Source organism: Sinomonas cyclohexanicum, from assembly GCF_020886775.1.
Taxonomy (GTDB): Bacteria; Actinomycetota; Actinomycetes; order Actinomycetales; family Micrococcaceae; genus Sinomonas; species Sinomonas cyclohexanicum.
Map to the genome: position 1 here is coordinate 873,301 of NZ_AP024525.1, position 23,258 is coordinate 896,558.

Sequence of the window (23,258 nt, forward strand, 5' to 3'; positions counted from 1 at the left end):
TCCCATGACTGAAACGACCAACGCGCAGGCCGTCCAGGAGAAGCGCACCGCCCTCTACGACGAGCACGCCGCCCTCGGCGCGTCCTTCACCGACTTCGGCGGCTGGCAGATGCCGCTCAAGTACGGTTCCGAGCTCGCCGAGCACAAGGCAGTCCGCGAGGCGGCCGGCCTGTTCGACCTCTCCCACATGGGCGAGGTCTGGGCCACGGGCCCGGGCGCCGGCGCGTTCCTGGACTACGCACTCGTCGGCAAGCTCTCGGCCATTGCCGTGGGCAAGGCCAAGTACTCGCTGATCTGCGCCGAGGACGGCGGCATCATCGATGACCTCATCGTCTACCGGGTCGCCGAGGACGACTTCCTCGTCGTCCCCAACGCGGGCAACGCGGAGACCGTCGCTGCGGAGCTCGCCTCCCGCCTCGAGGCGTTCCAGACGGCCGACGGCGGCGGGGCGGCCGGCGCCGTCGCCCTCCGCGACGCCTCGGCTGAGACGTCCCTCGTCGCCGTGCAGGGCCCGAACGCGGAGGCGATCCTGCTCTCCGTGGCTGGCTCCGAGGACCACGAGGACATCCGCCAGCTCAAGTACTACGCGGGCATCGAGGCCACCATCGCGGGCGTGCCCGTGTTCCTGGCGCGTACCGGCTACACCGGCGAGGACGGCTTCGAGCTGTTCGTCGGCAACGAGCTTGCCGTCCAGCTGTGGAAGGCGCTCGAGGAGGCCGGCAAGGCCCACGGCCTCGTTCCGTGCGGCCTCGCATGCCGCGACTCGCTCCGCCTCGAGGCCGGCATGCCGCTCTACGGCAACGAGCTTTCCCGCGGCCGCTCGCCGTTCGCCGGGGGCCTGGGCGGCGTCGTTGCGCTCAAGAGCAAGGAGGGCGACTTCGTGGGCCGCGCCGCGCTCGAGGCGAAGAAGGCCGAGGGCGAGGGCACCACGAGCGGCCAGCGCCTCGTGGGCCTCAAGGGCCTTGGCCGCCGCGCCGCCCGCTCGCACTACGCGGTGATGAAGGACGGCGTGCAGGTCGGCGAGGTCACGTCCGGCCAGCCCAGCCCGACCCTCGGCTACCCCGTCGCGCTCGCGTACGTGGACGTCGAGCACTCCGCCGTCGGCACGAAGCTCGACGCGGACCTGCGCGGCAAGGCCGAGCCGTTCGAGGTCATCGAGCTGCCGTTCTACAAGCGCCAGAAGTAGCCTTTCACCGCACGTTTTCCCCGTTCGACGAAGAAGAGGATCCACACCATGAGCAAGGTCCAGACCGGCCTCCGCTACTCCGAAGAGCACGAGTGGCTCGACACGGCCGGCACCCCCGCCAAGATCGGCGTCTCCCAGGTCGCCGCCGACGCGCTCGGCGACGTCGTCTACCTCGATCTCCCCGAGGCCGGCGGCACCGTCACCGCGGGCCAGACCTGCGGCGAGATCGAGTCGACGAAGAGCGTCTCCGACCTCTACTCGCCCGTCTCCGGCACGGTCGTCGAGGTCAACCAGGAGGCCATCGACAACCCGGCCCTCGTCAACGAGGACCCGTACGGCGCCGGCTGGCTCTTCACGGTCGAGGTCTCCGAGGAGGGCCCCCTCATGACCGCCGAGGAGTACGCCTCCAAGAACGGCGGCGAGCTGTGAGCGGGGCCCAGGACACGGCGCAGTTCGTGCAGGTGGTCTCGCCCTCACTGGATGCCAACATCGGCGACTTCGACCCCGAGATCGCCCGCAGCATCGACGCCGAGCTCGGCCGCCAGCGCGGCGGGCTCGAGATGATCGCGTCCGAGAACCACACGGCCGTGGCCGTCATGCAGGCCCAGGGCTCCGTGCTGACCAACAAGTACGCCGAGGGCTACCCGGGCAAGCGGTACTACGGCGGCTGCGAGAACGTCGACGTGATCGAGCAGCTCGCGATCGACCGCGTCAAGGCTCTCTTCGGCGCCGAGTACGCGAACGTCCAGCCGCACTCCGGCGCGCAGGCGAACGCCTCCGTGATGCACGCGCTCATCAAGCCGGGCGACACCGTCATGGGCCTCAACCTCGCCCACGGCGGCCACCTCACGCACGGCATGAAGATCAACTTCTCCGGCAAGCTCTACAACATCGTTCCGTACCAGGTCCGCGAGGACGACCACCGGATCGACATGGCCGAGGTCGAGCGCCTCGCGCAGGAGCACAAGCCGCAGCTCATCGTGGCTGGCTGGAGCGCCTACGCGCGCCAGCTCGACTTCGCCGAGTTCCGTCGCATCGCCGATTCGGTGGGCGCGTACCTCATGGTGGACATGGCGCACTTCGCCGGCCTCGTGGCGGCGGGCCTGCACCCCTCGCCCGTGCCGCACGCCCACGTGGTCACCTCGACGACGCACAAGACCCTCGCGGGTCCCCGCGGCGGCATCATCTTGACCAACGATCCGGACATCGCCAAGAAGGTCAACTCGGCGGTGTTCCCGGGCCAGCAGGGCGGCCCCCTCGAGCACGTCGTGGCCGGCAAGGCCGTCGCGTTCAAGATCGCCGCGTCGCCGGAGTTCAAGGAGCGCATGGAGCGCGTACTCGCCGGGGCGAAGATCCTCGCCGAGCGCCTCACGGCCAGCGACGTCAAGGCTGCCGGCATCGGCGTCGTGTCCGGGGGCACCGACGTGCACCTGGTCCTCGTGGACCTGCGCGACGCGGCCCTCAACGGACAGGAGGCCGAGGACCGGCTCGCGGCGATCGACATCACCGTGAACCGCAACGCCGTCCCGTTCGACCCGCGCCCCCCGATGGTCACCTCCGGCCTCCGCATCGGCACGCCGGCCCTCGCCACCCGCGGGTTCGGCGAGGCCGCGTTCCGCGAGGTCGCAGACATCATCGCCGAGGCCCTCATCGCGGGCCCCGACACGGATCTCGCTCCGCTCAAGGCGCGGGTCGACGCCCTCGCGGCGGCGCACCCGCTCTACCCGGGGGTCGCCGACCTGGCCTGACCCCGCGTGTGGGCCCGGGACGACACCCGGGCCCACGCGGTCACTCCCTTTCGAGGAAGGAGACACCGACAATGGCAGTCGGCGTTTTCGAACTGTTCTCCGTGGGCATCGGCCCCTCCAGCTCCCACACCGTGGGCCCCATGCGCGCGGGCGCAGTGTTCGCCCGTGAACTGCGCGAGAAGGGCATCCTCGAACGTGTCGCGTCGCTGCGCGTCGATCTGTACGGGTCCCTCGCGGCGACCGGCCACGGCCACGGCACCTTCACCGCCGTGCTCCTGGGCCTCGAGGGCTTCGAGCCCGAGGAGATCCTGCCCGAGCAGGTCGAGGAGCGGCTCACCGCCATCGCCGAGAGCGGCCGGATGAACCTCGCCGGTGGGCTCGAGCTGCCGTACTCCGTCGAGGAGATGGTGCTCCACCCGCTCACCGTCCTGCCGCGTCACACCAACGGCATGACGTTCAAGGTCCTCGACGCTGATAGCAGTGTGATGCATGAGGCCACGTTCTTCTCCGTGGGTGGCGGGTTCATTGTCCGCGAGGGCGAGGAGGACTCCGCACAGAAGGAGCTCGACGAGTCCAAGAAGGAGCTGCCGTTCCCGTTCCGAACCGCCGCGGAGCTGCTGGGACGGTGCTCCTCGAAGGGCCTGACCATCAGCGACATCATGCTCGTGAACGAGAAGGCCTCGCGTCCCGAGGCCGAGATCCGTGAGGGCCTCCTGCACATCTGGTCCGTCATGGAGGGCTGTGTCGAGTCCAGCCTCAAGCGGGAGGGGATCCTACCCGGCGGACTCAAGGTGCGCCGTCGTGCGCCCGATTGGCACGAGCGGCTCCTCAAGGAGGACAAGGACCGCGACCCCAAGTACTGGCAGGAGTGGGTCAACCTCATCGCGCTCGCCGTGAACGAGGAGAACGCCTCCGGTGGGCGCGTCGTGACGGCCCCGACCAACGGCGCCGCCGGCATCATCCCCGCCGTCCTCTACTACGCGCTCAACTACGCCCCCGGCATGGAGAACGCAACGCAGCAGGACAAGGACGACGTCGTGGTGAGGTTCCTCCTCGCCGCCGGCGCCGTCGGGGTGCTGTACAAGGAGCAGGCGTCGATCTCCGGCGCGGAGGTGGGCTGCCAGGGCGAGGTCGGGTCGGCGTCGTCCATGGCGGCCGCGGGCCTCGCCGAGGTCATGGGCGGCACACCTGCGCAGGTCGAGAACGCGGCCGAGATCGCGATGGAGCACAACCTCGGCCTCACGTGCGATCCGATCGGCGGGCTCGTCCAGGTCCCGTGCATCGAGCGCAACGCGATCGCCGCGGCCAAGGCCATCAACGCCGCGAAGATGGCGCTGTGGGGCGACGGGACGCACCGCGTTTCGCTCGACGAGGTCATCGTGACCATGCGCGAGACCGGCAAGGACATGTCCAGCAAGTACAAGGAGACCGCCATGGGCGGCCTCGCGGTCAACGTCGTGGAGTGCTGAGGCGCGCTCACGACGACGATGGGGCGCCTCCCGCACGGGGGAGGCGCCCCATCGTAGTGTGGTGGCTCAGAGCTCGTCGTGGCGGCCCTCGGAGATCTCCTCGAGCATCTTCGCGCAGAAGGCGTCGAGGTCTCCGGGGTTCCGCGACGTGGTGAGGCCGCGGTCCGTGACGACCTGCTCGTCGACCCAGTCGGCACCCGCGTTGCGGAGGTCGGTCTGCAGCGAGCTGTAGGAGGTCATCCGGCGGCCCTTCGCGAGCCCTGCCTCGATGAGCGTCCACGGGGCGTGGCAGATCGCCGAGATCGGCTTGCCGGCCTCTGCGAAGGCCTTCACGAAGTCCACGGCGGCCGCCTCCGCGCGCATCTTGTCCGCGTTGATCGCGCCGCCCGGGAGGACCAGGGCGTCGTAGTCCTCCGCCCGTGCCTGGGCAAGGGGGACGTCCACGTCGAAGGAGTCGCCGTGGTCCCAGTCGTGCTGGAGCGCGGTGATCTTCCCCTCAGCGGGCGAGACGAGGACAGGCTGCCCGCCGGCCTCCTGAACGGCCTTCCACGGCTCGGTGAGCTCTGACTGCTCGACGCCGCCCGTGGCCAGGAACGCGACCTTCTTGCCGGTGATCTGGTGTGTGCTGTTCTGTGCCATGTCCTCGGCTTTCCCCGCTCGGCCCTACGGCAAACCTCCTGCCGGACATCCGTGGACGGGACGACTGACTAGACTGGCTTAGGCCCCCTATCCGCGACTGAAGGGACTCACCCCCCTTGAGCAGCCCCACTGCCCGCCCCGCCACCCCCGCCGCACCGTTCACCGCACGCTTCGCTGCCCGCTTCGCAAGCCCAGACGAGATCGCGCACTGGGACAAGCACGTCACCGCGAACCCGAATGGCGGCAACCTCCTGCAGTCCGAGGCCTTCGCCGCGGTGAAGCGCAACTTCGGCTGGGACGTGCGCTTCCTCGTCATCGAGCCCGCGGGCCTCGGCTCGGGGGACCAGCCTGAAGCAGCACAGCCGAGCTACAACCTGGTCCTCGAGAAGTCGTTCCCCGTCCTGGGCCGCTTCTGGTACCTCATCAAGGGCCCCGGCGTGACGGACATCCACGAGGTCCCCGCAGCGCTCGAGGCGATCAAGGGCCTCGTGGCCCGCGAGAATCTCGGTGTCTTCGCGGTCAAGGTCGAGCCGGACATCCTCGACTCCGAGGACGCGCGCGCGGTCCTCGCCGGCGCTGGCCTGGTCAAGGTCCCGAACCTCCAGCCCAACGACTCCACCGCCATCCTGGACATCAGCCCCGAGCCGAAGCTCGTGCTCAAGAGCCTCCACTCGCGCGGCCGCAACGCCGTGCGCCGCGCCGAGCGCGAGGGCGTCGAGGTGGTCGAGGCCGAGCCCACGCTCAAGAACTACCGCACCATGCACGCGCTCATGACCGGCACGCTCAACGCCAAGTCGAGCACCGGCGCGCAGGTCCGCAGCTTCGAGTACTACCGCCAGTTCTGGAGCGAGTTCACCTCCCGCGGCCAGGGCCGGCTCTACTTCGTCTACGAGAACGGCCGCCCGTCCGTGGGGGCGTTCGTGATCAACTACGGCCACAAGGGCACGTACAAGGACGGCGGGTCCCTCCAGCGGCGCTCCCAGTACGGCGACTCGCACCTCATCCAGTGGACCGCGATCAACCGCGCCAAGGAACTCGGCTGCGTCGAGTACGACTTCTGCGGCACTCCGCCCGCGGACCGGCTCAAGGACACCTCGCACCCGTTCCATGGGCTCGGCCTGTTCAAGACGTCGTTCACCAAGACGGTCACCGACTTCGTCGGCTGCTGGGACTACATCATCGACCCGCTGCGCTACCGGGCGTGGACCACGGCCGGCGAGCGCGTCGCGCGGCAGCTCTACACGCGCCGCACGGGCCAGCAGTTCTACTGATCGGCACACGCCATGGCTGACCCCGAACTCGACGACGGGACCCACGGCGACATCCCCGCCGGGGCGATCCCGAAGATCACGGCCGTCGCCTTCACCGACGTGCCAGCAGCGCCGCTCCCGAGCAGCCCCGGCGGTGGCGACCGGACGACGGCGGGCGGGGCACCGCCGTCGTCCGTCCCACCTCCCGCCGTGGTCCCGCCAGCCGTGCCCCCGCCGGCCGCGCCCCCGGCGGCGACTCCCGCCTCCCCAACGACCGCTCCCATCACCGCCTCGCAGGTCCGCGCGAACGCCGCGGCCAAGCGCGTGCTGGCGCGGCTCATGCGGGGGGAGAACCCGCCCACGGCGCCGATGAGCATCGTGGACCGGCTCGCCGGCAGCCCCTACGCGAACCCCGCCATCCCGGCCGCGCCGGACGAGTCCGTGCGGCGCACCCTCGACTTCGCGCTCGAGCTCGCCGAGACGATGTTCCGCTACGGGGCGGGCGCGCTCGAGGTCGAGACGTCCATGATCGCCGTGACCACGGCGCTCGGGCTGCGCCACGTCGACGTCGACATCACCAACCAGTCCGTCACGATCAACCACGCGCCGCAGGAGGGCACGCCGAGCACGCTCCTGCGCGTGGTGCGCTCGTGGACGTCCAACTACGCCGGGCTCGTGCTCGTGCACCAGCTCGTCACCGAGATCGCGGCCGGCGGGGTGGGCCTGAATGAGGCGACCCGCCGGCTGCAGGCCATCTCGCGGCGCGCCAAGCCGTTCCCCAAGTGGGCAGTGACGTTCGCGTTCGGTGTGTTCGCGGCCGCGTTCGTGGGGGTGCTGGGCGGCGGCCTGCTGGCCTCGCTCATCGCGTTCGGCTCGAACCTGCTCGTCTCGCTCGTGTCGCGGGTGTTCGGCACGTGGCGCGTTCCGGACTTCTTCACGACGCTCGCGAGCTCGTTCCTCGTGACCATGGTCGCGCTGCTCATGTTCGCCGCGCAGCTGCCGATCTCGCCGACGATCGTGGTGGTGGGCGGGATTCTCCTTCTCCTGCCCACGTCGCGGCTCGTCTCGGCCACACAGGACGCGATCAACGGCTTCCCCGTCACCGCCGCGGGCCGGTACCTGTCCGCGTTCCTGACGTTCGCCGCGCTCGTGGCCGGCATCTCCGTGGCCACGGCGGTGGGGGAGCTCCTCGGGATCTCGCGCATCGACGTGACCGAGACCTTCCCGCCCGCCTATCCGTACGTGGTCGAGGTGCTGCTCATCGGGCTGGCGGTCGCCGCGATCGCGGTGACCGAGCAGTCGTCGCGGCGGCTCGTGCTGCCGACGGCTGCCGTCGGCGTCGTGGGCTACCTCGCCCTCACGGGGGTGGGGCTGCTGGGCGTGGGGGACAGGCTCGCGCCGGCCGTGAGCGCCGTCGTCATGGGGTTCCTCGCCCGGATCGTGGCGCTGCGGATGGGGGCGCCCCAGCTCGTGGTCGCCGTCCCTGCGGCGCTCATCCTGCTGCCCGGCCTCACGATCTTCCGGTCCATGTACGTCGCCACGCTCGACGCCGCGCAGATCACCGCCGGCGCCGGCGGGATGCTCACCGCGATGGCGATCATCCTCGGGGCGGCCGCCGGTGTCGTTCTGGGCGACAACCTCGCCCGGCCCTTCACCCGCAGCGCGACGTCGCTCGAGCGGCGGAGGCGCGCCCGCCGCCGCTAGCCCTTCCCGTCTCGGGTACAGATGATCGCGCCCACAGGCGTCTCGGGTGCACGTGATCCGCGTCAGCGACATTTCGGGAGCACCGGACTCGCCTCCCGCCGCTCTCAGGTACGCACGACGGCGCGTGCCCGGCGTGCGTTGGCCCGGCACCCGGCGTCGTGCGTACCCGCAGGAGCGGAGCGCGCGCAGGAGCTGACCTCCAGGAGGTGCCCCTCAGGAGCTGACCTCCAGGAGGTGCCCCTCAGGAGGTGATCTTCAGGAGGTGACTTTCAGACCTGGCCTACGGGGAGCTTCTTCTCCGCCTGGAACTGGTCCTCGGCCCGGCCGTGCGCCCAGTAGCCGGACAGCGAGAGCTTCTCGCGCGGAACGCCGCGCTCCTTGAACACGGCGCGCAGCTCCTTCATCGCCCCGCGCTCGCCGTGGGCGAAGACGCTCGGCATGCCCGGGAGCCATTCGGCCCCGTTGACGGCCTCGGCCAGGATCACCGTCTCCCCCGCGGGGAGCCCGTCCCGGGAGAGCCAGCGCAGCTCGACCCTGTCCGGCGCGGCGATCTCGAGCACCTCGTCGGCGGAGCCCACCTCGAGGAGAGCGAGCCCCCGCGCGTCCCGAGGCAGGGCCTCGATGGCGGCGGCGATCGCGGGGAGCGCGGACTCGTCGCCCGCGAACAGGTGCCACTCGGCCTCCGGATCGGGGGCGTAGGCCCCGCCCGGACCGGCGCACACGAGCCGGTCGCCGGGCTGCGCCGCTGCGGCCCACGGCCCGGCCAGGCCCTCGTCGCCGTGCACCACGAAGTCGATCGCGAGCTCGCGCGCGGCCACGTCGAACGACCGCACCGTGTACGTCCGGGTCACCGGCCACTGCTCGCGCGGCAGCGACTCCTTGAGCGCGGGGATGTCCACAGGCCCGTCCGGCCACGCCGCGCCCGGCAGCTGGGTGGGGAACGAGATCTTGACGTACTTGTCGGTGAAGCCGTTGTCCGCGAACGCCTCGAACCCCGGACCGCCTGCCACCACCCGCACCATGTGCGGAGCGAGCTGCTCGGTGCGCACCACCAGGAGGTCGAGGGTGGGGCGGGGCTTCTTGGCCGGGCGCGGGGCCGGCTCGGCAGACTGGGCGCGCGCCGCGGGGGCGCTCTCAGCGGGCGACGTCATGCGGTCCAGCGTAGCGGGTCACACCCAGCGCACCGGCTCGGCGCCCTGTGCGACGAGCAGCGCGTTGGCCCGGCTGAACGGGCGCGAACCGAAGAAGCCGCGGAAGGCGGACAGCGGCGAGGGGTGCGCGGAGGCGATCACCGGCGTCGTGCCCAACAGCGGCGCGACGGACTGCGCGTCCCTGCCCCACAGGATCGCCACGAGCGGCCCGCCGCGCGCGGCGAGCGCCCGCACCGCCGCGTCGGTGACCTCCTCCCAGCCGAGCCTCCGGTGGGAGCCCGCGGCGCCGGCCTCGACGGAGAGCACACGGTTGAGCAGGAGGATGCCCTCGTCGGCCCACGGCGAGAGGTCGCCGGTGGCGGGGGCGGGGACGCCGAGGTCGTCGGCGAGCTCGCGGTAGACGTTCGCGAGGCTGCGGGGGAGGGGCCGCACGTGAGGATCGCAGGCGAACGAGAGCCCGATCGCGTGCCCGGGCGTCGGGTAGGGGTCCTGGCCGATCACGAGCACCTTCACCGCCGAGAGCGGCCGGCTGAACGCGCGCAGGAGGCGGGATGGGGCAGGGAGGATCAGCGCGCCGTCGTCGGCACGCTCCGCGAGGGCCTGCAGGGCCGCGCGCAGCGTCGGCTCGCTTGGCGCGAGGGCCGGCACCCACTCCGGGTGGACGAGCTTGTGCAGGGGCGCCGCGGCCATCGCCGCCAGTTCCCGCGCGGACTCGGCGGGGGACTCGGCGGGGACTGCGGCGAACGACGCCGCGTGGTCGCCCCCCGCGCCCGGCCCGCCAGTGGCGGTGCGCGCTCCGGTCGCGCTGGGCAGCTCGAAGAGGGGCTCGGCATCCATCCCGCCAGTGTGCCAGACGCGCCCGTGCGGAATCGGGCGAGCCGGAATGACATCCCTGTAGTTCCCTCTTAAACTGGAACCCATGTCGGCACCAGCACACCAGGCACACACGTCCGAGGGCGCCGAGCGGCTCACAGAGCGCGAGGAGCAGATGCTGGCGCTCGAGCGGGGATGGTGGAAGTACGCCGGGGCCAAGGAACAGGCCATCCGCGAGCTGTTCGACCTCTCCGCGACGCACTACTACCAGCAGCTCAACGCGCTCATCGATACCGAGGCCGCGCTCGCGCACGATCCGATGCTCGTGAAGCGGTTGCGTAGACTGAGGACGTCGCGGCAGCGTGCGCGCACTGCCCGCCGGCTCGGCGGAGGCGCCTGACGCCGCGCGCCGAACCCCAGCCCGGCCACCGACAAGGACCTGACCCCGGCATGAACATGCATCCCCGCGACGAATTCGATGATGTCCCCGAGTCTCCCCGCAGGCAGGGCATCCACCGGACCCGCGGGGAGACGGGCGCCGAGGGCGGCGGGCAGGCCGGGCGGGGCCTCCGCTGGATCCTGGCCACAGGGCTCATCGCGCTCGTGATCGGTGCGATCGCGTTCTTCGTCCTCCCGCGCCTCGGGCTGAGCGGATCGACGGTCGCGGCCACGAGTTCCTCAGCGCCGTCCACGACGGCCCCCTCGGGTGCGCCGAGCACCGGCGCGCCATCGGCGGCGCCCAGCCAGCCGGCGTCGTCCGCGGCCCCGTCCGCGACGCCGTCGCCCTCGAGTGCCGCCGGGCAGGCGGACAAGACGCTCGAGGTCGGCGTGTACAACGCGACCACCACGGCCGGGATCGGCACCCGCGTGGCCGGCACGGCCCGCGCGGCGGGGTGGACCGTGACGGCCGTGGCCAACTGGGGCGGCGTGCCCGTGAACACCTCGGTCGTCTACTACAAGACCGCCAGCCAAGAGGCCTCGGCCCGGGCCCTGGCTGCGGACGTCGGCATCACCACGGTCCAGCAGGCGCCCGCGCTCGGGCTCCCGCTCGCCGTCGTCGTCGGCCCCGGATTCGCCGGGTGACCGTGGCCTCTCGGGGGATGCGCCTGGGACTCGCGGGCGCGGCGCTCGCCTCGGCGCTCGCCATCGCATCCTGCGGGGTCACCGCGGACGCCCGGACGGGCTCGCCCGCGGCCTCGGGCGACGGCGTGCTCCGCCTCGGCCTCATCCTCGATTCGACCGGGGATTCCCAGTACCTCAGCGACGCGCAGCGCGCCGCGGTGGTGCTCGCCGTCCAGCAGGCCAACGCTGCTGGCGGGTTCGGCGGCAAGCCCGTCGAACTGCTGCCGCCCGAGTCCGGGACGGACACCGGGGCCGCCGCCCAGCGCCTCGCCAAGGCCGGTGCCGACGCGGTGATCGGCCCCACGGACTCGAGCCGCGCCCCTGCCGCCATCGATGCGCTGCGCGCCGCGAAGATCCCCCTGATCTCACCCGCTAACACGGCCGCGGGGCTGAGCACCTACCGCAGCGACGGGTACTACTTCCGCACGGCCGCGCCCGAGGGCGCCGAGGGGGCGGCGCTCGTCGAGCTCGCCCGGCGAGGGGGCGCCAAGACCGTCGCGATCCTGCACCAGGCGGGGGACCACGGCAAGGCCGAGGCGGATGGCGCCTCCGCCGCCGCGAAGGCGGACGGCCTCACGGAGAAGGGCAGCGCCGAGTTCTCCGGGCACGACGCCGGCCGCGCGGCCGCAGCGGCCAAGGACGCCGACACCGTCATCGTCGTCGCGCAGACGGAAGGCCAGGCCATCCTCGCGGGCGTCGCCGACGCCGGGGTGCCCGGCTCCAAGCTCCTGGTCTCGGGCGACCTCCTGGGGCACTATGGCTCCGCGCTGGCCAACCACGCACTCGAGGGCGCGCGCGCCACCGTCCCGGGCGTCTTCCCGACCCCCGAGTTCCAGGCCGCCCTGATCGAGCACGCGCCCGGGCTGACGGACCTCACGTTCGCCTCGGAGGCCTACGACGCCGCCTCGCTCGCGATCCTCGCCGCGGGAGCCGCGAAGGACGACGGCGGTCCCTCCATCGCCTCCAAGCTCACCGCCGTCTCGGGAGGGGCGGTGCAGGGCGGCGCTGCGGGCGAGAAGTGCACGGGGCTCCCGGCGTGCCTGGCCGCCCAGGCGAAGGGCGCCGTGGACTACGAGGGGATGTCGGGTCCCATCGCGTTCGACTCGCACGGCGACGTCACGACGGCGCGCTACATGGTCTTCGCGTTCGGCGCCGACAACCAGCCCAAGCGCGACGGCGAGGTGACGGTCGCGCGGTAGGTCCGCCTGACGCGTCACCTGAGGAATCTGCGCGCTTGCACTCGGAGGGGTCGAGTGCTAACAATTGACCTAGCACTCTTGTGGTCCGACTGCTAAACCAGTGTGGCCGCAGGGGACAGGAACACCTTGCTGGGGTGAGGCTCCTTGGCCCGCACACGCGGGAGGGGCGCCGGCCGTCGCGGGCGCTGCAGCAGGTGGCCTACCGACAGAAACGTCCCGAAAGGACTGAAGCCGTCATGGCCAAGATCATTGCATTCGACGAGGAGGCCCGTCGCGGTCTCGAGCGCGGCCTGAACCAGCTGGCCGACGCCGTCAAGGTCACCCTCGGCCCGCGTGGCCGCAACGTCGTCCTCGAGAAGAAGTGGGGCGCCCCCACGATCACGAACGACGGTGTCTCCATCGCCAAGGAGATCGAGCTCGACGACCCGTACGAGAAGATCGGCGCGGAGCTCGTCAAGGAGGTCGCCAAGAAGACCGACGACGTCGCCGGCGACGGTACCACCACCGCCACCGTGCTCGCCCAGGCGCTCGTCCGCGAGGGCCTCCGCAACGTCGCCGCCGGCGCCGACCCGCTCTCCCTCAAGCGCGGCATCGAGAAGGCCGTCGAGGCCGTCACCGCCGAGCTGCTCGAGTCCGCCAAGGAGATCGAGACCAAGGAGGAGATCGCCGCTACCGCGTCCATCTCCGCCGGCGACACCCAGATCGGCGAGCTCATCTCCGAGGCCCTCGACAAGGTGGGCAAGGAGGGCGTCATCACGGTCGAGGAGTCGAACACGTTCGGCCTCGAGCTCGAGCTCACCGAGGGCATGCGCTTCGACAAGGGCTACCTCTCCGCGTACTTCGTCACCGACGCCGAGCGCCAGGAGACGGTCCTCGAGGATCCGTACATCCTCATCGTCAACTCCAAGATCTCCTCGGTGAAGGACCTCGTCGCGGTCCTCGAGCGCGTCATGCAGGCCAACCGCCCGCTGCTCATCATCGCGGAGGACGTCGAGGGCGAGGCCCTGGCCACGCTCATCGTGAACAAGCTCAAGGGCACGTTCAAGTCCGTCGCCGTCAAGGCCCCGGGCTTCGGCGACCGCCGCAAGGCCATGCTCACCGACATCGCGATCCTCACCGGCGGCCAGGTCATCGCCGAGGAGGTCGGCCTCAAGCTCGAGAACGCCACGCTCGACCTCCTGGGCAAGGCCCGCAAGGTCGTCGTGACCAAGGACGAGACCACGATCGTCGAGGGTGCCGGCGACGCCGACCAGATCGCCGGCCGCGTGTCCCAGATCCGCGCCGAGATCGAGAACTCCGACTCGGACTACGACCGCGAGAAGCTCCAGGAGCGCCTCGCCAAGCTCGCCGGCGGCGTGGCCGTCATCAAGGCGGGCGCGGCCACCGAGGTCGAGCTCAAGGAGCGCAAGCACCGCATCGAGGACGCCGTCCGCAACGCGAAGGCAGCCGTCGAGGAGGGCATCGTCGCCGGTGGTGGCGTGGCCCTCATCCAGGCCGGCGCCAAGGCGTTCGCCAACCTCACCCTCGAGGGCGACGAGGCCACCGGCGCCAACATCGTCAAGGTCGCCATCGAGGCCCCCCTGAAGCAGATCGCCTTCAACGCCGGCCTCGAGCCGGGCGTCGTGGCCGAGAAGGTCCGCGGCCTGCCCGCCGGCCACGGCCTCAACGCTGCCACGGGCGTCTACGAGGACCTCCTCGCCGCCGGCGTCAACGATCCGGTCAAGGTCACCCGCTCGGCGCTGCAGAACGCCGCGTCGATCGCCGGCCTGTTCCTCACCACCGAGGCGGTCGTCGCCGACAAGCCGGAGAAGGCCGCCCCGGCCATGCCCGGTGGCGACGACATGGGCGGCATGGGCGGCTTCTGATCCGCTAGCTCCCAGCTCGTCTCGGGTACACATCTCGACGCGTTTTCGGCCTTTCGGGTACGCCTCGAGTGTGAAGCACGACGGCGGGGTCCCCACTTCGGTGGGGACCCCGCCGTCGGCGTCTGGAAGCACCGGTTGAGGGGTCATGTCCCTGCGCCGGCCACAGTCAGCAATATGCCCTCGCCGGTCAGTCGTGCAGGATCCGCTGGTACAGGCGGTGGTCCTGCCACTGCCCCGCGATCCGGAGGTACTCCGGCGCGATCCCGTAGGGCACGAACCCGTTGCGCAGCAGGACGTGCTGGGACGAGGCGTTGTGCACGAGGGTGGCCGCCTCGATCCGGTGCAGGCCGAGCTCGTCTCTGGCGATCTCGACAGCGGCCGCGACGGCGCGGGACATGATCCCGGCGCCGGTGTGGCTGAGCGCGAGCCAGTAACCGAGGTGTGCATTCTGGAACGGGCCCCGGACGATCGACGAAAGGGTGACCCGGCCGACGACGCGCTGGCCCTCGACGAGCACGAGCGGCATCGCTGCTCCTCGCTCCAGGTCCTCGAGAGAGTGTGTGACGGCCTCACGCTGGCCGTCCTCGGTGAAGAAGGAATCGGGACGCGTGGGCTCCCATGGAGCCAGATGCTCCCGGTTCTCCCTGTAGGCCAACGCGAGCCCTGCTGCGTCGGCAGCCTCGAGGGTCCGCAGCCGAACGGACGGGGTCAGCTCGCGTTCGGGGACCATGGCCCTCCCTAGGCCTCGGGGGTGCCCTGGTGGAAGCGCAGGCGCCATCGGCCCTCGTCACGCTGCCACAGGGACGAGCGCAAGGCCGAGCCGTCGGGCCCAGCGGTCCGGTAGACGATCTGCATGAGATCACCCTGCAGCGGCGTGGCGTCGACCAGTTCGAAGCGGGCCCGCGTCCCGGGCTCCTGCACGAGCTCCTCGATGAGCTCCTCACGGTCCCACAGGCGCCCGGAGGAGCCGATCTCGCGGTAGTCAGGATGCAGGAGGTACGCCAGCTGGCCGTAGTCGCCGCGGACTGCCGGGCTGAGTAGTTCCCGTTCGAGGTCCACCACAGCCTCGACGTCCCGTGCGAGCGCGGACTGCGCTGCGTCCGGCACAATCTCGTCGAACAGCCCGGCCTGCTCGACCTCGGGCTCCGCTGCGTTCGCTGCTCCCTGCGCTACTGCTCCCCGCGCATCTGCTCCCCGCGCCGCGGATCGCTCGGTTCCGGGTGCGGGGACGCCGTAGCCGGGGCCCTCGACCGGTGCCCTGCCCGACTGGTAGGCGAGGGCCACCGCGCGTGCCCTGGTGTCGGCGGCTTCGTTGAGGGGGTGGCCGGCGTGGCCCTTGACCCATTCGAACGAGTACTCGCGGCCCGAGAGCTCGGCGTCGATCTGCTTGAGGAGGTCGACGTTCAGCACGGGCTTGCCGTCCGCCTTCTTCCACCCCTTCCGCTTCCATCCCGGCATCCACTTGGTGATGCAGTTGATCACGTATTGGCTGTCACACAGGATGCGCAGCGGCTCGTCCGCCATGTGCACGGTCGAGCGGAACAGGTCAAGAACCGCCATCAGCTCGCCCTGGTTGTTGGTGCCGTGCGGCCAACCGCCGGCGTGCCAGTGATCCTCGTCGACGTACCAGGCCCAGCCCGCTGGACCGGGGTTGCCGAGGGCAGAGCCGTCTGCGGCTGCGGTGATGGTCATGGGTCCATCCTGCCAGAGCGCACCGACACCCCTCGGAGCAGGGAGCGGCCCCGTCCTGCCCCAGCTGCGGACAGCACGGCGCCACCAGCCCTGGGGCGCACGGGGCGGCTCAGCCCCGGAAGAGGCTCGAGTTGCTCGTCTCGATGTCGCCGTAGGCGTTGCCCGCATTGCGCAGGGCGGTCCCGATCGAGCCCAACGAGGCCTCGACCTGCGCCTGTGTCCTCGACCAGTCGGCCACGAGGGTCTGGAAGCGTTGGATGCCTGCCCCTCCCAGCTCCCTCGGAGGTTCTCGAGGTTGTTGCGCATGGCCTGCACCTCGGTCCGCACGCGTTCCGAGGTTGCCAGCACAGCCTGCGAGCTCGAGCCGATCGCCTCGGTGTCCACCTTCATGATCGCCATGGTCGTTCCTTCCCCTGATGCGCCGCGGCCGGTCCGCGCCGTCTCCTCGACCCTAGGGATGGACACCGTCACGGGGCAGCCCCGGGAGCGGCTATGTGAACAACGCAGCACCGGGGCGGCTATGTGGACAACGCAACCGCGGGGCCCACGGCGACAACGCGGCCGAAGCCCGACCGCTCAGGGGCGCCAGCCGCCGAGGCCGCCGCGCGCCGTCGTGCTCTCGGGGTCGCCAGACGTGGCGGGCGGCTCCGTGGGCTGATCCGGCACCACGATGTACGGCATCTCGATGACGAAGGTCGAGCCGCCGCCGGGGGTGCCCTGATACCTGACGGTCCCGTTGTGGGAGCCGATGATCGCAGCCACAATGGCGAGCCCGAGCCCGGTCCCGCCCGTGTCACGCGTGCGCGAGGTATCGGCGCGGTAGAAGCGTTCGAAGATCTTCGCGGCATCCTTCTCGTCGATGCCCGGACCATGGTCCCGGAGTTCCAGGACGGCGACGGCGTGCGGTCCGGTGTTCCGCGTTCCGACGGCCACCTCCAGCGGGGACCCAGCAGGCGTGTAGGCGAGGGCGTTGCCGACAAGGTTGCCGACCACCTGCCGGACGCGCGCCTCGTCGCCGAGCGTCGGGGCCGCCGCAGGGGCTGGGCCATCGAGGCCCACGAGGCGGACCTCGCGGTCCGGGGCGGCGGCGCGAACATCGACGACGGCATCGTGGCCCACGGGGAGCAGGTCCAGCGGCTTGAGCACGAGTGGGCGCTGCTCGTCGAGCCGCGCGAGGGTGAGGAGGTCCTCCACCATCGTGCCCATGCGCTTGGCCTCGCTCTCGATCCGCCCCATCGCGGTGGAGACGTCCTGGTCCGTGGCGAGGGCCCCGTGCCGGTACAGCTCCGAGAAGCCGCGGATCGTCACCAGCGGAGTGCGGAGCTCGTGCGAGGCGTCCGAGATGAACCGGCGCATGCGTGCCTCCGAGGCCATACGGGCCTGGAACGCCACCTCGATGTGGGAGAGCATCGCGTTCAGCGAGGACGAGAGACGGCCGAGCTCCGTGCCCGGGGTCTCCACGTCGACGCGCTGGGAGAGGTCCCCGGCGGCGATCGCTGCGGCGGTCTTCTCGACCCGCCGCAGCGGCCGGAACGCGCGGGTGACCGTCCACATGGCGATGGCGAACACGGACGCCAGTGTCACGACCCCCACGCCCGCGGTGAGCGTGAGCGTGTGCTGGATGGCGTCCTCGACGTCGGTCAGCGGCAGCGCGATGACGATCGCCGCGGGCGTGTTGCTCGCCACCACACGCACGGGGATTGCAGTGTAGCGCCAGTCGGTCGAGTTGACGGTCCCGCGGACCTGCCGGACCTCGTCCCGCTGCTGCATCGTGCGCGCCTCGTCCGCACTGACGGACGGGATGTCAGGGCGCCCGATCGCGGCGTCAGGAGTGTAGTAGACGCTGGGCTGCCCGCCCTGGGGGTAGATCACGAGCACGTAGTCCTGGGGGACGAGCGGGTTCGCCGTGGTCAGGAGGTCGATGTCCTGGTTGTTCTTCGCGTAGTCGGACGCGTTGGTGAGCCGCAGGTCGAGCTGGCCCACGAGGTACGTCTTGAGCTGGGTGACCGTGGCCGCCGCCATCAGGAAGATGGCCCCCGTGAGCAGGACCATCATGATCGCGACGAGCTGCGATCGCAGCGACGCCCTCTTCCACAGCGCCAGCACGGATCAGCGCTTCTCCGCCGTCCGCAGCACGTAGCCGACGCCGCGCTTGGTCTGGATGAGCCCGGGACCGTTCGCGTCCACCTTGCGGCGGAGGTAGGAGATGTAGGACTCGACGATCGAGGCGTCTCCGTTGAAGTCGTACTCCCACACGTGGTCGAGGATCTGCGACTTGGACAGGACCCGGTTGGGGTTGAGCATGAGGTAGCGCAGGAGCTTGAACTCGGTCGGGGAGAGGTCGATGCTCACGCCGCCGCGGCGCACCTCGTGCGCGTCGTCGTCGAGCTCCAGATCGTCTACGCGGATCACAGCGTCGTCGTCCAGGACCGGCTGGGTGCGGCGCAGCACGGCGCGGATGCGCGCCACGACCTCGTCGAGGCTGAACGGCTTGGTGACGTAGTCGTCGCCGCCCACCGTGAGGCCCTGGACCTTGTCCTCGGTCTCGTCCTTGGCGGTGAGGAAGAGGACGGGGACGTGGCGTCCGGCGGCGCGGAGCTTGCGGGTCACCGTGAAGCCGTCCATGTCCGGGAGCATAACGTCGAGGACTACGAGGTCCGGCGACTGCGCCTCGGCGGCCGCGAGTGCCTCGCGCCCGTTCCCCGCCGCGACGACCTCGAAGCCCGCGAACCGCAGGGACGTCGAGAGGAGTTCCCGGATGTTCGGCTCGTCGTCGACGACGAGGAGCTTCGCTTCATGCTCAGTCTTCTTCACGCTTCCCATCGTGCGCCCAGTTTCTGAGAATCTTCTGGACGTTGGCTGTGCGATGTGGCGAGGCTGGCTCGATGCAACCGGGGCAGCGGGTGGGCGCCCCGGTCACTCTGGCCGATTGGCCGACTCGCCGTCGTGGCTGAACGGGGTCGAGATCCCCTCGTAGGCGAGGTGGAACACCATGCCGTCCCGCGCATGCGCGAGGTTGTGGCAGTGGTCCATCCAGATTCCCGAGTTGTCCGCGGTGAGCAGCACGGTCCACACTTGGCCGGGCCGGACCTCCATGCTGTCCATGCGCAGGTCCGCCGTGACCGGGCGCCCATCGATGGCCACCACGCGCACGTGGTGGCCGTGAGGGTGCATGGGGTGGATGTCGTCGCTGCGGTTCACGATCGTCACGAGCACCTTCTCGCCCTCGTGCACCACGAGCGGCGGGATGTTCGGGTACACCGCCCCGTTCACCGTGAACGCGAACTTCGGCACGCCGTCCACGAAGCGCACCAGGTGGTCGGCGATGTAGGTCGCCGAGCCGTCGGCCTGCGGCACTGGCGCGGAGGCGGGAGCGCCGTAGGTGGCGAGGTCGATCTCAGGGCCGGGTGTAAAGCGGGCGGCGGACGACGGCGCGTGCTCGCCCGGCGGGGTGAGGGCGAGGCTTCCGCCGCGGGAGCCTTCGAGGGCGATCTGCACCGGATGGTCCGGCATGGTGAGTACTACGTCGTAGCGCCCGCCCGCCGCGAGGGGCAGTACGGCGCCGGTGAGGTTCGCGGCGGTGCGGTCAGCGCCTGTGGCGAGGTCGCCGCCGTCGACCGCCGCGAGCCGGTACGGCGCCCCGGCGACGCTGAAGCGCTGGGTGAGCTGGTCGGTGTTGATGAGCCGGACCCGCACGGCCGTTCCCGGAGCCACTTCCTCGGACCACACGCCGGCGTGGGAGCCGAACAGGGTGGAACCGCCAATCGAGTGGACGGGGACGGTGAGGTCCTTGGTCCCGGGCGGGAGGGCCGGATCCGGCGAGGCCGGATCCACGACGAGTGCACCGTACAGCCCGAGCGGCACGTCCACGGACCCGTTCTGGTGCGTGTGGTACCAGTACGTGCCCGCCTGCGCCGCGGGGAACTCGTAGGTGAACGACGCGCCGGGCATGACGGCGTCCTGCGTCACTCCCGGCACTCCGTCCATGGCGTTGGGCACGTCGTAGCCGTGCCAGTGGAGCGTGACGCCGTCCGGCACGGAGTCATTGACGAGCGTGACCTTGATGGTCTCGCTCTGGACGGCGCGCAGCTCGGGGCCGGGCAGCGACCCGAACGTGAGGGCGTCCACCGAGCGGCCGTCGTCGAGGGTGACCCGCTCGGCGCGGGCGTGGAGCGTGAACTCGCGCACGGCGCCGCCTGTCGAGGCGGTCCCACGGAGGGTGTCGATGCTGCGGTCCGCCGCGGGCTGCGCGGAGGCGGGCGCCGCGCCCACGTGGTGGCCGGCCCCGTGGAAGACAGACGGCGCGGCGGCGCGGCTGTCCATCCAGGACACCGCGAGGGAGCCTGCGAGAACCGCGACGCCGAGCGCCGCGACCGGGACGACGGCGCGGTGCCGCCAACCCGGGCCGAAGCCGAGCGCGGCGACGGCCGTGCCGAGGAGTGCGAGCACGGCCAGGACCACGAGCGGCAGCCAGCCGGCGGGCGTGCCGAGCGTGAGCGCTGACACCAGGCCCGCGGCCGCGAGCGATGCCGCGGCCCCAAGCCCGGTGAGGCGCCGGCGGCGGTTCGCCTCGCCGCCGGCGCCGGTCTGGGAGCTGTGGAGCGCGACGACGGTGAGCCCGGCCAGGCACCCGGGTGCGGTGAGTGCCGTGGCTCCGAGCAGCCTGTCGCCGACGAGAGCCGGCGATTCTGCGGCCAGGAGTGCCAGGCGCCCCGCGCCGAGTGACGCGCCCAAGGCCGCGCCAGCGGTGGGAGCCCACCGCGGCAGCCAGCCGGGCGGCGTCGTGCGTCCGATGGCGAGCGCTGCAGCGAGGGCGCCCGTCCACGCCGCGGCACAGGCAGCGGCGAGGAGCAGGTCGACGCCGAGCACGGCCGAACCGGCCATGGCGAGCCTCCGTAGGGTGCGATTCTGCGGGAGCGGGTCAGACGGTTGCTGCGGGCTGGGGGGCTTCGGCGGCCTTGGCCGCCGAGCCGGTCTTGTCGAGCCGGCGGGCGCGCAGGACCAGCCAGTAGCAGCTGAAGATGATCAGCAGGCCGGTGACCGCGTGCGTCGCGACCGCCCAGGCGCCCGGAACCGTCGGGTTCTCCGGGCCGGCGCCGGTGAGCATGCCGCCCACGATGAAGACGAGCATCTGGACCCATGTCAGCGCGAAGATGCCGACCGTGAGCCAGATGGTGTTCTTCCCGGCCTTGGCCAGCGCGGCGAACAGGATCGCGAGCAGCGAGAGCCCGCGCAGGACGAAGTAGCCGTTGATGAAGTGGTAGGCGAAGGACTCCTCGCCGAGGAGGCTCTCGGCGAAGGCGCCGAACGCGGCGAGGTAGAGCTGGACGATGGTGTCGAGGAACATGAGGGCAGCGACGACAAGGAATGCCTTGCGCATGGGAATACTTCCTTGGGTACGGGCGGATGGCGGAGTGGACCGTTGTCGAGTCCTCTCGCCCCGGTCAGGGCGCCCCGTGAGGACTTGATGTGTCCCGTCAGCGCTTCCATCGTAGGTTTGCGGACCATATTTGTAAAGACGTTGGAATTAATTCGGGAAGCGAGGCCCCGCTGCGGGCAGCGGGGCCTCGGATGCCGGACGGGCCGCCGGGACACTGTAATATCCCGTCCCTGAGTTACCCTGGCGACCGGTCAGGCGCCGGGAATCTCCCCGGCGTCGAGGATCCGGTAGGCGTATCCCTGTTCGGCGAGGAACCGCTGGCGCTTCGCGGCGAAGTCCTGATCCAGCGTGTCCCGGGCCACGAGCGCGTAGAACCGAGCGGCACGGCCGTCCGCCTTGGGCCGCAGCAGCCGCCCGAGCCGCTGCGCTTCCTCCTGGCGGGATCCGAACGAGCCGGACACCTGGATGGCCACGGACGCCTCCGGCAGGTCGATCGAGAAGTTCGCGACCTTGGAGACCACGAGGCGCTTCTCCTCGCCCGCCCGGAACGCGTTGAACAGCCGCTGCCGTTCCTTGACGCTCGTCGAGCCCGTGATGACGGGCGCGCCGATGCGCTCGCCGATCTCCCCGAGTTGGTCGAGGAACTGCCCGATCACGAGGAGCTGCTCGTCCGCGTGCCGGGCGACGAGCCGCTCGACAACGCCCGTCTTCGTCTCGCTCGCCGCGCACAGGCGGTACTTGTCCGCCTCCTCGGCCATCGCGTACGCCATCCGCTCGTCCCGCGGCAGGTCCACGCGGACCTCGACGCAGTCGGCCGGTGCGATGTAGCCCTGCGCCTCGATGTCCTTCCACGGCGCGTCATAGCGCTTCGGGCCGATGAGCGAGAAGACCTCGCCCTCGCGGCCGTCCTCGCGCACGAGCGTCGCGGTCAGGCCGAGCCGTCGGCGCGCCTGGAGGTCCGCGGTCATGCGGAAGATCGGCGCCGGGAGGAGGTGGACCTCGTCGTAGATGATGAGCCCCCAGTCGTGCTTGTCCAGCAGCTCGAGGTGGGGGTAGAGGCCCCCGCGCTTGGACGTGAGGACCTGGTAGGTCGCGATCGTGACCGGCCGGACCTCCTTGACCGCCCCCGAGTATTCGCCGATCTCGTCCTCGGTCAGCGACGTGCGCTTGAGCAGCTCGTCGCGCCACTGCCGCGCCGAGACCGTGTTGGTCACGAGGATGAGAGTCGTGGTGGAGGACTGCGCCATCGCCGCCGCCCCCACGAGCGTCTTGCCCGCGCCGCACGGAAGTACGACGACGCCGCTGCCGCCCGCCCAGAAGTTCTCCGCCGCCACCCGCTGATAGGGGCGCAGCGACCAGCCGCTCCCGGCCGCGCCGGGGCCCGAAGGCGACGCGGACGACGCCGGCGCGTCACCGCCGTCGTGCGTCTTGGCTGCCGTCTCGGTGAGCGCGATCGGATGCGGGGTGCCGTCCACGTAACCCGCGCGGTCGTCCGCGGGCCAGCCGATCTTGAGCAGTGCCTGCTTGAGGGCGCCGCGCTGGGACGAGTGCACCACTGTGGTCTGCGGGTCGATGCGCGGGCCGAGCATCGGCGCGATCTTCTTGGCCCGGTGCACCTCCTCCAGCACCGGGAAGTCCTCGGAGCGCAGCACGAGCCCATGGACCGGGTCCTTCTCGAGCCGCAGTCGCCCGTAACGGGACATCGTCTCCTCGATGTCGATCAGGAGCGCGTGCGGCACGGGGAACCGGGAGTAGGTGAGGAGCGAGTTGAGGACCTGCTCGGCGTCGAGCCCGGCGGCACGGGCATTCCACAGGCCCAACGGCGTGATCCGGTAGGTGTGGACGTGTTCAGGGGCGCGCTCGAGCTCGGCGAACGCGGCGATCTCGTGGCGCGCATCGGTCGCGAGGGGATGGTCCACCTCGAGCAGGATCGTCTTGTCGCTCTGGACGATGAGCGGTCCGTCGCTCACGCACGCCTCCTTGGCAGCGGACGGTCGCCGGGACGGCGGCCCCCTCGCGGGTCAGGCCCAGTTCCGCGGG

Annotated in this window: 21 protein-coding genes and 1 pseudogene; 10 read left to right on the top strand and 12 right to left on the bottom strand. The window is 71.1% G+C overall.

Features of this window, described 5'->3' with window-relative positions:
- Nucleotides 1-4 precede the first annotated feature (4 nt).
- The 4 genes from gcvT to SCMU_RS04210 all read left to right on the top strand — a co-directional run bounded on the left by gcvT (nt 5) and on the right by SCMU_RS04210 (nt 4,403).
- Entirely contained in the window at nt 5-1,186 is a 1,182-nt protein-coding gene (gene gcvT, locus SCMU_RS04195; RefSeq protein WP_229231770.1) for a glycine cleavage system aminomethyltransferase GcvT, read from the top strand.
- Between the two features lie 48 nt (nt 1,187-1,234).
- Complete coding sequence (gcvH, locus tag SCMU_RS04200; RefSeq protein ID WP_229231771.1) at nt 1,235-1,615, top strand: glycine cleavage system protein GcvH; 381 nt, start codon at nt 1,235-1,237, stop codon at nt 1,613-1,615.
- Nucleotides 1,612-2,934: a serine hydroxymethyltransferase gene (glyA, locus tag SCMU_RS04205; protein ID WP_443020212.1), complete on the top strand. Its 1,323-nt coding sequence runs from the start codon at nt 1,612-1,614 to the stop codon at nt 2,932-2,934. Before gcvH ends, glyA begins: the two co-directional genes overlap by 4 nt.
- 71 nt (nt 2,935-3,005) lie before the next feature.
- Nucleotides 3,006-4,403, top strand: a complete 1,398-nt coding sequence (locus SCMU_RS04210) for an L-serine ammonia-lyase (protein ID WP_229231772.1) — start codon at nt 3,006-3,008, stop codon at nt 4,401-4,403.
- Nucleotides 4,404-4,469: 66 nt separating this feature from the next.
- Here the strand turns inward: SCMU_RS04210 and SCMU_RS04215 are convergent, their stop codons facing one another.
- On the bottom strand, nt 4,470-5,042 hold the full coding sequence (locus tag SCMU_RS04215; protein ID WP_229231773.1) for a type 1 glutamine amidotransferase domain-containing protein: 573 nt from the start codon (nt 5,040-5,042) through the stop codon (nt 4,470-4,472).
- Between the two features lie 116 nt (nt 5,043-5,158).
- Here SCMU_RS04215 and SCMU_RS04220 point away from each other — a divergent pair, with 116 nt between their 5' ends.
- Together SCMU_RS04220 and SCMU_RS04225 are read left to right on the top strand one after the other, a co-directional pair.
- The gene (locus SCMU_RS04220; RefSeq protein WP_229231775.1) at nt 5,159-6,313 is read left to right on the top strand and encodes a lipid II:glycine glycyltransferase FemX; all 1,155 of its coding nucleotides are present in this window, start codon (nt 5,159-5,161) and stop codon (nt 6,311-6,313) included.
- A 12-nt stretch (nt 6,314-6,325) separates the two neighbouring features.
- The gene (locus SCMU_RS04225) at nt 6,326-7,996 is read left to right on the top strand and encodes a threonine/serine exporter family protein (protein ID WP_229231776.1); all 1,671 of its coding nucleotides are present in this window, start codon (nt 6,326-6,328) and stop codon (nt 7,994-7,996) included.
- 269 nt (nt 7,997-8,265) lie between these two features.
- Here SCMU_RS04225 and SCMU_RS04230 read toward each other — a convergent pair whose 3' ends face one another.
- Both SCMU_RS04230 and SCMU_RS04235 read right to left on the bottom strand, forming a co-directional pair.
- A complete protein-coding gene (locus tag SCMU_RS04230; protein WP_274602925.1) occupies nt 8,266-9,147 on the bottom strand; it encodes a siderophore-interacting protein in 882 nt (293 codons plus the stop codon).
- Nucleotides 9,148-9,165: 18 nt separating this feature from the next.
- On the bottom strand, nt 9,166-9,837 hold the full coding sequence (locus SCMU_RS04235) for a uracil-DNA glycosylase (protein WP_229232934.1): 672 nt from the start codon (nt 9,835-9,837) through the stop codon (nt 9,166-9,168).
- Nucleotides 9,838-10,066: 229 nt separating this feature from the next.
- On the opposite strand from SCMU_RS04235, the gene SCMU_RS04240 reads away from it, so the two are divergent.
- From SCMU_RS04240 to groL, 4 genes are all read left to right on the top strand, one after another.
- The gene (locus tag SCMU_RS04240; RefSeq protein WP_229231778.1) at nt 10,067-10,360 is read left to right on the top strand and encodes a DUF3263 domain-containing protein; all 294 of its coding nucleotides are present in this window, start codon (nt 10,067-10,069) and stop codon (nt 10,358-10,360) included.
- A gap of 50 nt (nt 10,361-10,410) precedes the next feature.
- Complete coding sequence (locus SCMU_RS04245; RefSeq protein ID WP_229231779.1) at nt 10,411-11,043, top strand: LytR C-terminal domain-containing protein; 633 nt, start codon at nt 10,411-10,413, stop codon at nt 11,041-11,043.
- Nucleotides 11,044-11,060: 17 nt separating this feature from the next.
- Nucleotides 11,061-12,281: an ABC transporter substrate-binding protein gene (locus SCMU_RS04250; RefSeq protein WP_229231781.1), complete on the top strand. Its 1,221-nt coding sequence runs from the start codon at nt 11,061-11,063 to the stop codon at nt 12,279-12,281.
- Nucleotides 12,282-12,517: 236 nt separating this feature from the next.
- Entirely contained in the window at nt 12,518-14,146 is a 1,629-nt protein-coding gene (gene groL, locus SCMU_RS04255) for a chaperonin GroEL (RefSeq protein ID WP_229231784.1), read from the top strand.
- Between the two features lie 187 nt (nt 14,147-14,333).
- On the opposite strand, the gene SCMU_RS04260 is transcribed toward groL, so the two are convergent.
- The 9 genes and pseudogenes from SCMU_RS04260 to SCMU_RS04290 all read right to left on the bottom strand — a co-directional run bounded on the left by SCMU_RS04260 (nt 14,334) and on the right by SCMU_RS04290 (nt 23,188).
- On the bottom strand, nt 14,334-14,876 hold the full coding sequence (locus SCMU_RS04260; protein ID WP_229231786.1) for a GNAT family N-acetyltransferase: 543 nt from the start codon (nt 14,874-14,876) through the stop codon (nt 14,334-14,336).
- 8 nt (nt 14,877-14,884) lie between these two features.
- Nucleotides 14,885-15,838: a ribonuclease HI family protein gene (locus SCMU_RS04265; RefSeq protein WP_229231788.1), complete on the bottom strand. Its 954-nt coding sequence runs from the start codon at nt 15,836-15,838 to the stop codon at nt 14,885-14,887.
- 109 nt (nt 15,839-15,947) lie between these two features.
- Entirely contained in the window at nt 15,948-16,076 is a 129-nt protein-coding gene (locus SCMU_RS20690; RefSeq protein WP_274602926.1) for a WXG100 family type VII secretion target, read from the bottom strand.
- 17 nt (nt 16,077-16,093) lie between these two features.
- Nucleotides 16,094-16,237: pseudogene (locus SCMU_RS20935) on the bottom strand (WXG100 family type VII secretion target); the annotation flags it as partial.
- A gap of 177 nt (nt 16,238-16,414) precedes the next feature.
- A complete protein-coding gene (locus SCMU_RS04270; protein ID WP_229231789.1) occupies nt 16,415-17,944 on the bottom strand; it encodes a sensor histidine kinase in 1,530 nt (509 codons plus the stop codon).
- A gap of 3 nt (nt 17,945-17,947) precedes the next feature.
- On the bottom strand, nt 17,948-18,661 hold the full coding sequence (locus SCMU_RS04275; RefSeq protein ID WP_371829632.1) for a response regulator transcription factor: 714 nt from the start codon (nt 18,659-18,661) through the stop codon (nt 17,948-17,950).
- Between the two features lie 93 nt (nt 18,662-18,754).
- Nucleotides 18,755-20,722 (bottom strand): multicopper oxidase family protein, encoded by a 1,968-nt coding sequence (locus SCMU_RS04280; protein WP_229231791.1) that lies wholly within the window; start codon nt 20,720-20,722, stop codon nt 18,755-18,757.
- A 37-nt stretch (nt 20,723-20,759) separates the two neighbouring features.
- Complete coding sequence (locus tag SCMU_RS04285; protein ID WP_229231792.1) at nt 20,760-21,218, bottom strand: DUF6220 domain-containing protein; 459 nt, start codon at nt 21,216-21,218, stop codon at nt 20,760-20,762.
- Nucleotides 21,219-21,469: 251 nt separating this feature from the next.
- Nucleotides 21,470-23,188, bottom strand: a complete 1,719-nt coding sequence (locus tag SCMU_RS04290) for a DNA repair helicase XPB (RefSeq protein WP_229231793.1) — start codon at nt 23,186-23,188, stop codon at nt 21,470-21,472.
- Nucleotides 23,189-23,258 lie beyond the last annotated feature (70 nt).

Bases quoted from the DNA above. Each gene is read 5' to 3' on its own strand.
- gcvH (WP_229231771.1), top strand. From the start codon at position 1,235: ATGAGCAAGGTCCAGACCGGCCTCCGCTACTCCGAAGAGCACGAGTGG.
- SCMU_RS04250 (WP_229231781.1), top strand. From the start codon at position 11,061: ATGCGCCTGGGACTCGCGGGCGCGGCGCTCGCCTCGGCGCTCGCCATC.
- SCMU_RS04240 (WP_229231778.1), top strand. From the start codon at position 10,067: ATGTCGGCACCAGCACACCAGGCACACACGTCCGAGGGCGCCGAGCGG.
- SCMU_RS04260 (WP_229231786.1), bottom strand. From the start codon at position 14,876: ATGGTCCCCGAACGCGAGCTGACCCCGTCCGTTCGGCTGCGGACCCTC.
- SCMU_RS04285 (WP_229231792.1), bottom strand. From the start codon at position 21,218: ATGCGCAAGGCATTCCTTGTCGTCGCTGCCCTCATGTTCCTCGACACC.
- SCMU_RS04280 (WP_229231791.1), bottom strand. From the start codon at position 20,722: ATGGCCGGTTCGGCCGTGCTCGGCGTCGACCTGCTCCTCGCCGCTGCC.
- groL (WP_229231784.1), top strand. From the start codon at position 12,518: ATGGCCAAGATCATTGCATTCGACGAGGAGGCCCGTCGCGGTCTCGAG.
- gcvT (WP_229231770.1), top strand. From the start codon at position 5: ATGACTGAAACGACCAACGCGCAGGCCGTCCAGGAGAAGCGCACCGCC.
- SCMU_RS04225 (WP_229231776.1), top strand. From the start codon at position 6,326: ATGGCTGACCCCGAACTCGACGACGGGACCCACGGCGACATCCCCGCC.
- SCMU_RS04230 (WP_274602925.1), bottom strand. From the start codon at position 9,147: ATGACGTCGCCCGCTGAGAGCGCCCCCGCGGCGCGCGCCCAGTCTGCC.
- SCMU_RS04245 (WP_229231779.1), top strand. From the start codon at position 10,411: ATGAACATGCATCCCCGCGACGAATTCGATGATGTCCCCGAGTCTCCC.
- SCMU_RS04215 (WP_229231773.1), bottom strand. From the start codon at position 5,042: ATGGCACAGAACAGCACACACCAGATCACCGGCAAGAAGGTCGCGTTC.
- SCMU_RS04210 (WP_229231772.1), top strand. From the start codon at position 3,006: ATGGCAGTCGGCGTTTTCGAACTGTTCTCCGTGGGCATCGGCCCCTCC.
- SCMU_RS04265 (WP_229231788.1), bottom strand. From the start codon at position 15,838: ATGACCATCACCGCAGCCGCAGACGGCTCTGCCCTCGGCAACCCCGGT.
- SCMU_RS04275 (WP_371829632.1), bottom strand. From the start codon at position 18,661: ATGGGAAGCGTGAAGAAGACTGAGCATGAAGCGAAGCTCCTCGTCGTC.
- SCMU_RS04235 (WP_229232934.1), bottom strand. From the start codon at position 9,837: ATGGCCGCGGCGCCCCTGCACAAGCTCGTCCACCCGGAGTGGGTGCCG.